12 protein-coding genes are annotated in these 12,853 nt (G+C 67.5%); 2 read left to right on the plus strand and 10 right to left on the minus strand.

The features are described 5' to 3' along the window. Positions 1–35: 35 nt before the first annotated feature. The 8 genes from AC1PZ7_RS22185 to AC1PZ7_RS22220 all read right to left on the minus strand — a co-directional run bounded on the left by AC1PZ7_RS22185 (position 36) and on the right by AC1PZ7_RS22220 (position 8,032). Positions 36–1,073 (minus strand): NAD(P)-dependent alcohol dehydrogenase, encoded by a 1,038-nt coding sequence (locus AC1PZ7_RS22185; RefSeq protein WP_482359702.1) that lies wholly within the window; start codon positions 1,071–1,073, stop codon positions 36–38. Between the two features lie 41 nt (positions 1,074–1,114). Continuing rightward, positions 1,115–2,197 (minus strand): ABC transporter ATP-binding protein, encoded by a 1,083-nt coding sequence (locus AC1PZ7_RS22190; protein WP_482357344.1) that lies wholly within the window; start codon positions 2,195–2,197, stop codon positions 1,115–1,117. A gap of 60 nt (positions 2,198–2,257) precedes the next feature. Further along, entirely contained in the window at positions 2,258–3,244 is a 987-nt protein-coding gene (locus tag AC1PZ7_RS22195; protein WP_482357345.1) for a sugar-binding transcriptional regulator, read from the minus strand. Positions 3,245–3,257: 13 nt separating this feature from the next. After that, positions 3,258–4,169 carry a sugar phosphate isomerase/epimerase family protein gene (locus AC1PZ7_RS22200; RefSeq protein WP_482357346.1) on the minus strand — a complete coding sequence of 304 codons (912 nt, stop codon included), beginning with the start codon at positions 4,167–4,169 and terminating at the stop codon, positions 3,258–3,260. Then, positions 4,166–4,981, minus strand: coding sequence for a carbohydrate ABC transporter permease (locus tag AC1PZ7_RS22205; RefSeq protein ID WP_482357347.1), 816 nt, complete (start codon positions 4,979–4,981; stop codon positions 4,166–4,168). The genes AC1PZ7_RS22200 and AC1PZ7_RS22205 overlap by 4 nt, the downstream gene beginning before the upstream one ends. Further along, positions 4,981–5,886, minus strand: coding sequence for a carbohydrate ABC transporter permease (locus tag AC1PZ7_RS22210; RefSeq protein WP_482357348.1), 906 nt, complete (start codon positions 5,884–5,886; stop codon positions 4,981–4,983). The genes AC1PZ7_RS22205 and AC1PZ7_RS22210 overlap by 1 nt, the downstream gene beginning before the upstream one ends. A 98-nt stretch (positions 5,887–5,984) precedes the next feature. Beyond that, positions 5,985–6,539, minus strand: coding sequence for an SIS domain-containing protein (locus tag AC1PZ7_RS22215; RefSeq protein ID WP_482357349.1), 555 nt, complete (start codon positions 6,537–6,539; stop codon positions 5,985–5,987). 143 nt (positions 6,540–6,682) lie between these two features. After that, on the minus strand, positions 6,683–8,032 hold the full coding sequence (locus tag AC1PZ7_RS22220) for an ABC transporter substrate-binding protein (protein ID WP_482357350.1): 1,350 nt from the start codon (positions 8,030–8,032) through the stop codon (positions 6,683–6,685). Positions 8,033–8,334: 302 nt separating this feature from the next. Between AC1PZ7_RS22220 and AC1PZ7_RS22225 the strand changes: the two genes are divergently transcribed. Continuing rightward, positions 8,335–9,150 carry an inositol monophosphatase family protein gene (locus tag AC1PZ7_RS22225; protein ID WP_482357351.1) on the plus strand — a complete coding sequence of 272 codons (816 nt, stop codon included), beginning with the start codon at positions 8,335–8,337 and terminating at the stop codon, positions 9,148–9,150. Positions 9,151–9,175: 25 nt separating this feature from the next. On the opposite strand, the gene betC is transcribed toward AC1PZ7_RS22225, so the two are convergent. Both betC and choX read right to left on the minus strand, forming a co-directional pair. Beyond that, a complete protein-coding gene (gene betC / locus AC1PZ7_RS22230) occupies positions 9,176–10,690 on the minus strand; it encodes a choline-sulfatase (protein ID WP_482357352.1) in 1,515 nt (504 codons plus the stop codon). A 75-nt stretch (positions 10,691–10,765) separates the two neighbouring features. Next, on the minus strand, positions 10,766–11,707 hold the full coding sequence (gene choX, locus AC1PZ7_RS22235) for a choline ABC transporter substrate-binding protein (RefSeq protein ID WP_482357353.1): 942 nt from the start codon (positions 11,705–11,707) through the stop codon (positions 10,766–10,768). A gap of 152 nt (positions 11,708–11,859) precedes the next feature. On the opposite strand from choX, the gene AC1PZ7_RS22240 reads away from it, so the two are divergent. Further along, positions 11,860–12,765, plus strand: coding sequence for a LysR family transcriptional regulator (locus AC1PZ7_RS22240; protein ID WP_482357354.1), 906 nt, complete (start codon positions 11,860–11,862; stop codon positions 12,763–12,765). The last annotated feature ends 88 nt before the right edge of the window (positions 12,766–12,853 follow it).

The following is a 12,853-nucleotide window of genomic DNA, read 5'->3' on the forward strand; positions in this document are numbered from 1 at the left end:
CGCGGCCGTCTGTTTACTCGGCCGCGCTCTAGCGCTCAGCCCGGCATCCTGATCTGCAGCTTCACATCGGTGGGCAGCCCCTTCGCCGCGCGGTCGAACGCCTCGATGCTGCGCGCGAAGTCAAAGGTCTCGGAGATCAGCGGCTTGAGGTCGACCTTGCCGGAGGCGATCAGGTTCACCGCGCGGTCGAAATTGTTGGCGTAGCGGAACACCGTCTCGATCCGCGCTTCCTTGATGATCGCCGCGGCCACGTCGAACCTGGTGGTCTCGACCGGCATGCCGATCAGCACCAGCGTGCCGCCGGGGCGCACGATATCGAAGATGCCCTCATAGGCGCGCGGGCTGCCGCTGGCCTCGAACACGACGTCGGCGCCCCAGCCCTCGGTCTCTTCCGCGATGACCTCGGCCAGTGGGCGCTCGGTGATGTTCACCGGATGGATGCCGGGATACTGGCCGGCAATGGCGAGCTTGGGCGCGGAAAGGTCGGAGATGTAGACGCGCGAGCAGCCCCCCGCCAACGCCGCCAAAGCCGTCATGATGCCGATCGGGCCGCAGCCGATCACCACGCCCACATCGCCGGGCGTGATGCGCGCGCGGGTCGCCGCCTGGAGGCCGACCGCGAAGGGCTCGACCATGGCTCCTTCCGCGAAGGAGACGTTGCCGGGCAGCTTGTAGGTGAAGGCGGCGGGATGGACGACCTCGGGGGTGAGCACGCCATGGATCGGCGGCGTCGCCCAGAAGCGCACGTCCGGGTCGACATTGTAGATGCCGAGCTTGGTGGCGCGCGAATTCATGTTCGGCACGCCCGGCTCCATGCAGACCCGGTCGCCCACCTTCAGGTTCTTCACATGAGCGCCGACCGCCGTGACGGTGCCGGCCGCCTCGTGGCCGAGCACCATGGGCTCGCGCACCACGAAGGAGCCGATGGCGCCGTGTGTGTAGTAATGGACGTCGCTGCCGCAGACGCCGACCGTGTGGATGGCGATTTTCACGTCGTCCGGGCCGACCTCCTGCGGGAGGTCGATGTCGCGAAGGGAAAGCTCGCCCTTCTTTTCGAGAACCAGTGCCTGCACCATGGGGCTTGTCCTGCTGGAGTTGCCGTCGTCGGGACCGCTCAGAGAGCGAGGCCGGCGGCGTCGAAGAGATAGATGTGGCGGGAATCGATCCCGAGCTTCAGCACGTCGCCCGGCTTCAGTTCCGGGCGTCCGGCCGTGAGCGCGATCACCGGCTCGCCGTCGCCGCGCGCATAGAGCTGGGTCGACCCGCCGAGACTTTCGACAAAGTCGAGGGTGAGCGAGAGGACCGGATCGGCCGCGTTGACGACCAGGTGCTCGGGGCGCAGGCCGACCGTCACGGCGTCGCCGACCTTGACGCGGCCGGCGGCCGGCGTGTCGAGGGTCAGCGTGCCGCCGGCGAAGGTCGGGTGCTCCAGCGCGAGGCTGGCGCCGGAGACGGAGGCGACCCTGGCATTGATGAAGTTCATCTTCGGCGAGCCGATGAAGCCGGCAACGAAGGTGTTGGCGGGCTTGTCGTAAAGCTCGGTGGGCGAACCGATCTGCTCGACCAGGCCGGCGCGCAGCACCACGATGCGGTCGGCGAGCGTCATCGCCTCCACCTGGTCGTGGGTGACGTAGACCATGGTGGCGCCGAGCGAACGGTGCAGCTTGGCGATCTCCACGCGCATCTGCGAGCGCAGCTCGGCGTCGAGATTGGACAGCGGCTCGTCGAAGAGGAACAGCTTGGGGTGGCGCACGATCGAGCGGCCGATGGCGACGCGCTGGCGCTGGCCGCCGGAGAGGGCGCGCGGCTTGCGCTCGAGCAGCGCCTCGAGCTGCAGGATGCGGGCGGCCTCCAGCACCTGCGCCTTGATCTCCGCCTCCGGCTTCTTCGCCATGCGCAGGCCGAAGGCCATGTTCTCGAACACGCTCATATGCGGGTAGAGCGCATAGGACTGGAACACCATGGAGACCTCGCGCTTGGCGGGCTCCTCATAGGTGACGTCCTTGTCGTCGATATAGAGCTGGCCGGAGGTGACGTCCTCGAGCCCGGCGATCATGCGCAGCAAGGTGGACTTGCCGCAGCCCGAGGGGCCGACGAACACCACGAACTCGCCCTTGGTCGCAGAAAAGCTGACGCCCTTGATGACGGAGACGTCCGCGTAGCTCTTCTTGATGTTGTCCAGCCTCAGGAAAGACATCGGCTCATACTCCAAAATCTCCGGCCACGGCCCCTTCGGGTCTGCGTCGGGCGGTGTTGATCATCGCTCCAGCAGAGCAGCGGCGCATTTTTCGTCGGTCACGAGGTGCTTCACGTAACCACCCCTCAGGATGGCCCGGATGATCGGCTGCTTGTGCAGGCCGCCGGACGCCAGCAGGGAGAACTTCACCTTCTTGAGCTCGTGCGGCGACAGCGACAGCACCCGCTCGTTGAGCGGGTGGTCGAGCGGGCGTCCCTCGGCATCGAGGAACACGCCGAGCAGGTCGCCCACCGCCCCCGCCGCGATCAGGCTGTCGCGGTTCTCGGTCACGGTCTGCGTCTGGACCAGCAGCGAGCGGTCCGTCATGTCGCCGCAGGACACCAGCGCGGCATCGACCAGGCGCGCGCGCCGCAGCGTCTCGCCGATGCCGTGATGCGACAGCAGGATGCTGCGGCTCTCGGGCGTCGGCATGTAGATGGGGGCGGCGATGTAGTAGCAGTCGGCCGAGATGGCCCGCGCATAGCCGGTCGCCACCTCGAAGGTCGAGGCGCCGGACCCGCGCGTAACGCCGCCCATGATCGAGGTGACCCAGGCATCGGGCAACGGGCGGACGGAAATCCGCTTCAGCCCGGCGGCCAGCGTCTTGCCCCAGCCGACGCCGATGCCCATGCCGTCGGTCAGATGGCGGTCGAGGATGGCGCCGGCCGCCTCGCCGATCACCCGCTGCTGGTCGGCATCGTCCGGCAGGCTCGGCACCACGCTTACCCCGAGCAGGCCGTAACGCTCGCGCAGGCCCTGCTCCAGCTCGACGCAATCTGCCATGGGCAGGCGGATATCGATGCGCACCGAGCCATCGATGCGCAACTGGCCGAGGATCTTGTTGATCCGCAGCCGGGTCAGCCCGAGCTGGTCGGCGATGTCCTGCTGGGTGAGACCGCCGATGAAATAGAGCCAAGCGACGCGGGCGCGAATCTGCGCCGCCTCGATGTCGTCCAGCGAGGTCGGTTGGCCGGCGGTCTGGCCATTCCTGTCGCGTACGCCCGTCATGCTCCCGGCCTCCTCAGGCGAAGGCCTGCTTGAGATGCGCCGACGACGCCTCCAGCACCTTCAGGATCGACAGATCGTCGCGCTCGAAGGGATAGAACACTTCGAGGAACACCGGCGTGCCGCCATGGCCCGTGCGGCGCAGCAGGGCGGCGGCGGCGGCGGGGTCGACCCTGCCGGGCACGGTGAAGTCCCAATGGCGATCGAGAGCGAAATCCGTCTGCTGGATATGCACGGCGGTGGTGACGTCGGCAAGCTCGCGCAGCCACGGCTCCATGGCACCGTGATCGGGGCCGTAGAGCGGCTCGAAGGTGCCGTGCCCCCAGTCGACGCAGAGCCGCCACGGCACGGCGCTGTCGGCGACATCGCCGGTCATCTGGCGCGCCTGCGCGATCGTCCACGGCCATTCGCGGCGCAGCGGCGTCGGCTCGATGTAGAGCTCGTCGAGGCCCTCGGCCGCGGCGCGCTCACCAAGCCGGTGCATGCGCGTGATCAGCTCGGCATAGTCGGCCGGGTCGAGCGCCTCGGCCTCGCTTCCGTCGAGCCGGGAGGCGATCGCGCCCAGCGGACCGCCGACGCGCCGGATGCCGGCCAGCGCGGCGAAGCGATAGGCCCGCCCGAGCCAGTATTCGGCATAGTTGCGCACCGCCGGATCAGGATGCAGCAGCTGGTTGAAGGTGTAGTGGGCGAGGCCGATGAAGGCGCTGTGGATGGTGATGCCGGCCGCCTCCGCCTCGCGCCGGACGGCGGCGGCGTGGCGGTCGATGATCGCGTCCGGCCACATCGGATCGACGAGGTCGAAGGAGAACTGAACGAGGTCGAGGTCGAGCCGCTCGCGCACGACGCGCGTCCACAGTTCCGGCGTCACCCAGCGCTTCACGCAGAAGCCCAGATTGATGCCGAAGGGGATCGGGGCGTGGCCGCTCACTTGGTCGCCCCCATGGTGAGGCCGCGCACCATGTGGCGCGAGACGATGAGCGCGAAGATCGTCACCGGCAGCACGATCACCGTGCCGGTGGCCATGATCTTGCCCCAGGGCAGTTCGTAGCCGGACATGAAGGAGGTGGCGACGACGGGCGCGGTCTGCGCGCTGCGGCGCGTGAGCACCAGCGCGTAGAGCAGCTCGTTCCACGAGAAGATGAAGGAGAAGATCGCCGATACCGCGATGCCCGGCGCGCCGAGCGGCAGATAGATCCTGCGGAAGATGGTGAACTGGTCGGCGCCGTCGAGCCGCGCCGCCTGTTCGAGGTCGGGCGGGATCGACTTGAACTGGTCTGTGACGATCCACACCACGATCGGGATGTTGAAGGTGAGGTAGATCAGGATCAGCACGAGATGGGTATCGAGCAGGTTCGCATACATGGCGAGGAGATAGACCGGCAGCGCCAGCACGATCGGGCTCGTCATGCGGTTGGAGATGAACCAGAACCACAGGTCCGACTTGCCGCGGAACTCGTAGCGGGCCAGCGCGAAGGCGGCCGGCGTGCCGAGGCCCACCGCCAGCAGCGTGGTCGCGGTGGCGACGATCAGCGAATTGACGATCGCGCCGGAAACCTTCGTGTCGGCGAAGATCTCATAATAGTTCTGCAGCGTCGGGGTGAACAACCACACCGGCGGCGAGGCGAGGATGTCGGACTGGGTCTTGAAGCTCGCCGCCACCATCCACAGGAACGGGAACAGCGAGAACAGCACGACGGCGGCGAGGCCGAGCGCGTGCAGGAGCTTGCCGGACGAGCGCATCAATTGACCTCCCGATAGAGCAGGCGGATGTACAGCCGGCTGATGACGATGGTGATGATGAGCAGGAGGATCGCCTGCGCCGAGGCGGTGCCGAGGTCGAAGATGCGGAAGCCGACGCGCTGGATGTAGATCGAGATGAGGTCGGTGGCCGAGCCCGGACCGCCGCGGGTCATCACGAACACCATGTCGAACAGCTTCAGCACGTCGGCCGAGCGCAGGATCATCACCGCCGTGAGGCCGGGCATCAGATAGGGCATCTGAACGTGGCGCAGCAGCGCGAGCTTGGACGAGGTCTCCAGCCGCGCCGCTTCCTCGATCTCGCCCGGCACCATCGACAAGCCGGCGAGGAAGATGAGGGCGCAGAACGGCGTCCACTGCCACACATCCATGATGACGATGGCGGCGAAGGCTCCCCCCTGGGTGCCGAGCCAGTCGATGTTTCCGATGCCGAGGCCGCCGAGGAACTGGTTGGCCACGCCGAATTCGCGGTTGAAGATGAGGCGGCCGATGAGGCCGACCACCGCATAGGTGGTGGCGAGCGGCACCACCAGCGTCACCCGCGCGAGCGATTTGAGCAGGCCGAGGCCCGGCTTGTGCAGCAGCAGCGCGACGATCAGGCCCAGCACCACCTGGATCGGCAGCACGGTGACGTAGAACTTCGCGGTGAGCAGCAGCGACGCCCAGAAGGTACTGTCGGTCAGCACCGCGACATAGTTCTCGAAACCGACGAAGGGAAAGCCTTCGCGCGGGCGGGCGATGTTGTAGCGCCGGAACGAGGTGACCAACGCGAAGATGGTCGGATAGATGCCGATCAGGAACAGCGTGAGGACGGCCGGTGCCAGGAACCAGGCCGGCGTCCAGCGGCCATATCCTCGATTGGGCTTGGCGGCGGGGGCTTCACTCATGGGCGTTGGGTCCTGGTGGCCATCGATCTGGCAGGGCTCCTCGACGGGGGCCGACGGGTTGCGGGGCGCCGACAGGGGCCGGAAGCGCATCCCGGCGGTCACTCCAGATTGGTATGGTTCGCCCGCATCTGCGCCGGCGTCACCCCCAGCCTGTCGCGCAGGCTCAGGATGAGGATCTCGAACAGTACATAGAGCGCACCCTCATAGAGCGAACCCATGGGCAGCACCGACGTGGCGCCCGCCCCCTGGTCGCGCGCCATGGTCTGCGCGGGCACGGCGAGCACGAGGTCGGCGCGCGCGGCGGCGGCGCCTTCCGGCTCGGCGGTGACGACCAGCACGCGGGCACCGGCGGCGCGCGCGACGCCGATGAGCGCCGAGACGGTGGAGAAGTCGCCCGGACCCGCCGAGACGATGAGCAGATCGCCGGGACCGACCGGCGGGGTCGTCATGTCGCCCACCATCGCCGCCGGGCGGCCGAGATGGAACAGCCGCATGGCGAGGCCCTTGATCTGCAGGCCCTCGCGACCAACGCCATAGAGCGCGATGCGCCCGGCATCGGCAATCGCCGCGACGGCCGCGTCGAATTCCTCGCGGCGCACCTTGTCGAGGCAGCCGCCGATCTCGTCGAGCGCCTGACGGTGAAGATGGCTCATGACATGGACACCGGATTCACGAGGCGGAAGGACCGGGCGGGCGCCGGCGTGCGGGAGTACGCGTCGCCCGCCCGGATCGGCCGACCGGACACGCCGCGTGGAAAGCGGCCCATCCGGTCGGCACGAAGCTCAGGAAGCCGCACTCACTGCAGCAGCTTCTTCTTGCCGTCGTAATAGCCTTCCTTGCCGAGGATCGCTTCCATGCGGGTGCCGATCTCCTTGGAGCCGGCCTCAACGGAGACTTCGCCGAGCTCGATCTTCGAGCCCCATTCGGCGACGATCTCGGAGATGGCCGGCCACGCCGGGAAGCGCGGGCGATACTCCGGCACGCCCTTCTCCCAGGACGCGACCATCGGCTCGACGAACTTGTACTTCGCCCGGACCTCCGGGTCCTTGTAGACCGCCTGGCGGCCGGAGACGCCGCCGGCGTCGACATAGGCCTTGGCGATCTCTTCCGAGGTGGCCCACTGGATGAACAACCAGGTGGCCTTCTGCTGCTCGGGCGTCGCCTGCGCGGCGACGGCGAGCGAGAAGCCGCCCAGCGCCGGCAGGCGGCCGGCCGGACCGGCCGGTTCCGGCGCGACGGCGAGGCAGTCGCCAAGCTTGGAGGTCGCCGGGTCGGCGAGCGTCGAGTAGAAGGCCGACCACTCGGTGATCATCGCGACCTGGCCCTGGGCCAGCGCGTTCACGGCTTCGGCGTGATCGAAGCTGACGACGCCGGGCGGCTGGTACTTGAGCAGTTCCTGACGGAAGTTCAGGCCGTCCTGGCTCTCCTTGCTGAGCAGGTTCGACTTGAATTCCTTGTTCAGCAGCGAGCCGCCGAAGGGCCACAGGAAGCGCATGAAGCTGTCGGCCGACTGGGTCTCGCCGCGGCGCGACTGCAGGGCGTAGGCGTACTGGTTCTTGGAGGCGTCGGTCAGCTTGGGCGCGTAATTGTCCTTGAACTCCTGCCAGGTCGCCGGCGGCTTGTCGAAGCCGGCCTCCTTGAGCTTGCAGGAATTGTAGAACAGCAGGCCCGAATAATTGTCGAAGGGCAGGCCGTAGGTGGTGCCACCCCAGGAGCCGAAGGCGTCGAGCAGCAGCGGGAAGAAGCCCTTGAGATTAAGGTTCGGATCGGTGGTGGACGCGTCCTTGGAGAGTTCGTCGACCGAGACCAGCCAGCCGTTCTCGGCGAACTCGCCGATCCACACCAGGTCGACCAGCGCCATGGTGGCGTCGCCGCGCGAGGTGAAGTTCAGCACCTGCTTCTCGCGGGCGTTCTCGTAGGGGACGATCTCGTAATTGACCTTGATGCCGGTGCGCTTCTCGAACTCCGGCAGCAGCTTGATGATCGCCCGGTAGCCCGGACGGTCGAGGAACACGCCGGAAATCTCGGTGCCCTTCAGCGGCTTGGCGGCGTCGGCGAGCCAGTCGGCGAAGGCGGCGACCGGCATGGTCGCCGTGGCAGCAGCGACCGCGGCGATGCTGGCGCAGATTCTCAATGCACGTTTCATTTTTTCCTCCTGAGATGGTGCATCGCCACAGGGCGGGCGAGGCCGGCATCCGGGCGGCTTGGGCCGCCTCTCATCATTGGCGGACGCACCAGGAAGGGCGGAAATGCCACCGCTTCCGGCTCATCCACGAGTCGTCTGCGTGCCCCTTCGACCCGGATGCTCTCGAACAAGCACGACGGTCCAGGGCTCAACAGCACGTATCCGATGCCGAAACCGATACATTTGTAATTTGAAATATGCAATAGGATCAGCGCAAGCTGACGCGCGTTGGACCACGACAAGAGGCCGGGAGACCTTCGAGGATGAGTGCGGGACAGAAAGACGTGAGCGCTGCGCTCGAAAGCCGGCTTGCCCTCGCCGAGCGGCTGGCGCAGACGGCCGGCGACAAGGCCCGCGCCTTCTTTCTCGATCGCGACACGCTGCATCCCGAATCCAAGTCCGACTCGCAGGACCTCGTCAGCGAGGCCGACCGGGCGGTCGAGAGCTTCCTGCGCGGCGCGATCCGCAAGGCGTTTCCGGAGGACGGAATCGTCGGCGAGGAAGAGGCCGCCGCAGAGGGCCGGTCGCGCTTCGTCTGGGTGATCGACCCGATCGACGGCACCATGCCCTTCCTGGTCGGCCAGCCGAACTGGACCGTCTCGATCGGCATCTCCTGCGAAGGCGAGCCGGTGATCGGCGTCATCTTCGCCCCCGTGCTGCAGGAGCTCTATTCGGCGCTGAAGGGCGGCGGCGCCTGGCTCAACGGCCGCCCCCTGACCATCAACCCGGACTGGACGATCGCCTCCACCACCATCGGCTTCGGCGCCACCCAGAAGGCCGCGCCCAAGGAAGTCGGCGCCTTCGTGGAGGCGCTCTACAGCGCGGGAGGGGTTCTGTTCCGGGTAGGATCGGGGGCCCTGATGCTCGCCTATGTCGCGGCCAACCGGCTGGCCGGCTATTACGACCCCACCCTGTATTGCTGGGACTGCTGGGCCGGCATCGTGCTCGTCCGGGAAGCCGGCGGCGTAGTCACGTTCGATGGCGACCTCACCCGTCCCGGCCCGATGTGGGCCGGCAACCGGCACGTCCATGACGAGCTCCGCCGCCTGAGCGGCACGGCGGGTGACAACGCGTCCTGAAGCGCTTGCGGCCGCATCACCCCGGTCATTCGCCTCTGGGATAACGTTGGCGGTCTTCCAGCACGTTCAGGTCCATGTGGTTGCGCATGTAGCGCTCGGAGGCCTTCTGCAGCGGCTGGAAGTCCCAGGGGTAATAGGCGCCGTTGCGCAGCGCCTCATAGACGACGTGCCGGCGCGCCTGGCTCGAGCGCACCTCGGCGTCGAAACGGGCGAGGTCCCAGCGCGCGCGCATGCGGGCCGTCAGGTCGGCGAGCACGGCTGCACAGGCAGGGTCCTGCGCGCGGTTGACCAGTTCGTGCGGGTCTTCGTCCAGATTGGTGAGGATCGGCGGGTCGAGATCGCACAGGACCAGCTTCCACGGCCCGTCGCGCAAGGCGACCAGCGGCGCGTAGGAGCCTTCCGCCGCATATTCCATCGGCACCGGACCACGCGCCCCGCGCCCCAGCACGGTGGGGATCAGGCTCTCGCCATCCGTCCATGGCATGATGCCGGTCAGGTCCAGCGCGGCGAGATCGGCCAGCGTCGGCAGCACGTCCAGCGTCGAGGCCGGCCGGTCGATCCGGCCCGCCGGCAGGCCGGGCGCGGCGATCATCAGCGGCACGCGGGCGGAACCCTCGAAGAAGTTCATCTTGAACCACAGCCCGCGCTCGCCGAGCATGTCGCCATGGTCGGAGACGAACACGACGATGGTATCCTGCGCCATCCGGCAGCGTTCGAGTATGTCGAGCAACTCGCCGATCTTCTCGTCGATATAGGAGATGTTGGCGAAATAGGCGCGGCGCGAGCGGCGCACATCCTCCGGCGCCACATGGCCGTTGGCATGGTCGCTCGCCAGCATCAGCCGCTGCGCGTGCGGGTCCTGCCGCTCGAACGGGATCGGGGCGATCGCGGGGTCGAGCACCGGGCAATCCTCATAGAGGTCCCAGAAGCGTCGCCGCGCGACATAGGGGTCGTGCGGATGGGTGAAGCTCACCGTCAGGCACCACGGCCGGTCGTCCTGCCGGCGGGCCAGGTCATAGAGCTTGCGCCCGGCGTGATAGGCGACCTCGTCGTCATATTCGAGCTGGTTGGTGATCTCCGCGACGCCCGCGCCTGTGACCGATCCAAGATTGTGATACCACCAGTCGATGCGCTCGCCCGGCTTGGTGTAGTCCGGTGTCCAGCCGAAATCGGCCGGGTAGATGTCGGTGGTCAGCCGCTCCTCGAAGCCGTGCAACTGGTCGGGCCCGACGAAGTGCATCTTGCCCGACAGGGCGGTGTGGTAGCCGGCGCGGCGCAGATGGTGCGCGAAGGTCGGGATGTCGGAGGTGAACTCGGCGGCGTTGTCATAGACCCGCGTGCGGCTCGGCAACTGCCCCGACATGAAGGAAGCACGCGCCGGCGCGCAGAGCGGGCTCGCCGTGTAGCTGTTGGCGAAGCGGGCGGAACGCTGCGCCAGCGCCTTGAGATGCGGCGCGTGCAGGAACGCGGCCGGCCCGTCCGGGAACAGCGTCCCGTTGAGCTGGTCGACCATGAGGATGAGGATGTTCGGCTGCGTCATTGCCCGGTCCGTCGCAAGGAAGGAGGACGGGCGCCATCCGCAGGGGCGCCCGCCCGCAGTTACAGGAGGAGCGGGTCACAGACCGAGCGCGGCGTTCACGGCGGGCAGGCCGGGCTTGCCGTCAAGGGTGGTGACGCCGTCGAGCCAGGGCCCGAGCGCATCGGGATGCGCCTTCAGCCAGGCCTTGGCGGCGGCATTGGGCTCCTGCCCCTCGTCGAGGATCTTGCCCATCATGGCGTTCTCGATCGACAGGTCGAACGTCAGATTGCGGAACAGCGCCGCCGCATTGGGGCATTCGGCCGACCAGCCGGTGCGCGCCAGCGTGCGCACGTCGGCGCCGCCATAATTCGCGCCGAAATAGGCGTCGCCACCTGAGAGGTAGGTGATGGCGAAGCTCTCGTTCATCGGGTGCGGCGCCCAGGCGAGGAAGACGATCCAGTCCTTGCCGTTCTGCGAGCGCTTGACCTGCGCCAGCATGGCCTGCTCGCCGGATTCCACCAGCTTCCAGCCCTTGAGACCGAAATCGTCGGCATCGATCATCTTCTGGATGTTGGCGTTGGCCGGCGCCCCCGGCTCGATGCCGTAGATCTGCGTGCCGAACTTGTCGGCATTGGCGGCGAGGTCCTTGAAGTCCTTGACCCCGGCATCGGCGACATAGTTCGGCACGGCGAGGGTGAACTTGGCGCTGCTCAGATTGGTCGCCAGCACCTCCACCGCCTTCGCCTCGTTCAGCGCGTCGATGAACTTCTGCTGCGCGGGCATCCAGTTGCCGAGGAAGACGTCGAGATTCCCGTTCTTCATCGACTCGTAGCCGATGGGAACGGAGAGGGTCTTGACGTCCTGCCTGTAGCCGAGCCCGTCGAGCAGCACGCCGGCGATGGCATTGGTGGAGGTGATGTCGGTCCAGCCGGGATCCGACATGCGGACGGTCTTGCAGGCGGGCGCGTCCGCCGCCGCGGCCGGGCCGGCGGCGAGGACGATGACGAGGGCGCCGGCAGCCCAAGCGAAGCGATTCATGGTCGACCTCTGGAAAGGGTGTGAGCTGAAGGATCGCAAGAGGGGGTGCCTTGATTGGGTCTGTGGCCCGCCTTGCCCTGGCGTTCATCAAATCGTTAAATGACAACCTGTGTGAAGCTCCCGCTTTTCAATGACAGACCCAATGGATTTTTATGGCTGAGCGGCTTCTTGACCTTGGCTGGGTGCGGGTGTTCGACGCCGTCGGCCGGCTCGGCAGCCTCACCGCGGCGGCGCATGAGCTCGGCCTTTCCCAGCCGGCGGTCAGCTACACGGTACGCAATATCGAGCAGCAGCTCGGCACGGTGCTGCTGGAGCGTGGCCATCGTGGCAGCACGCTCTCCCCGGCCGGCGAGAGGCTGCACCGCGCGGCCAGTGCCGCCGTGGCCGAGCTCGATGCCGGCGCCCGCGCCATCCGCCGCATGAACCGGCGCCCCGTGGTGCGGCTGTTCACCGATTACGGCTTCGCCTCGTTCTGGATGATGCCGCGGGTGGCGCAGTTCAGGCTGGTGCGCCCGGAGACCGAGGTTCACATCATCGCCTCGGCGGCGGCCGATCCCGGTGCGGACGAGGCCGAGGACGTCGCCGTGCTGTTCGGCGCGCAGTCGGACTTCGGCGACGGCGCCACCCGGCTTTTCGAGGAATGCGTCTTTCCCGTCTGCAGCCCGACATTCGCCGCACGGCACGGGTTGGCGGATGACCCGCATCTCATCGCCCGCCTGCCTCTGCTGCATCTGGAGAGCACGCCACGGCCGCGCTGGTTCACCTGGCACGACTGGTTCGCCGCCATGCATGTGGCGCGCGAGCCGGGACCGGGCGATTTCAGCCTGAATACCTATGGCCTTGTCGTGCAGGCGGCGATCGCCGACCAGGGCGTGGCGCTCGGCTGGGCCGGCCTGATCGACGGCGCGATCGCCGACGGCACGCTCATGCCGGTGGGCCCGCCGCTGTCGCGGGCCGGCAGCGGCTATTGGGTGAGGCCGGGGCCCGAGCCGTCGGCACAGGCCAGCGACCTGATAGACTGGATCATCCGCGAAGCGAGCTCGGCGATTCCGGCATGACCGGTACGGCACGGCAGGCCGATCCTGCGCAACCGATCATCTGCACTTCGATACAGGTCAATCAATCCAGCTTGCGACGGGTAGGGTC

This window comes from Ancylobacter sp. TW_SC_1, assembly GCF_056836805.1.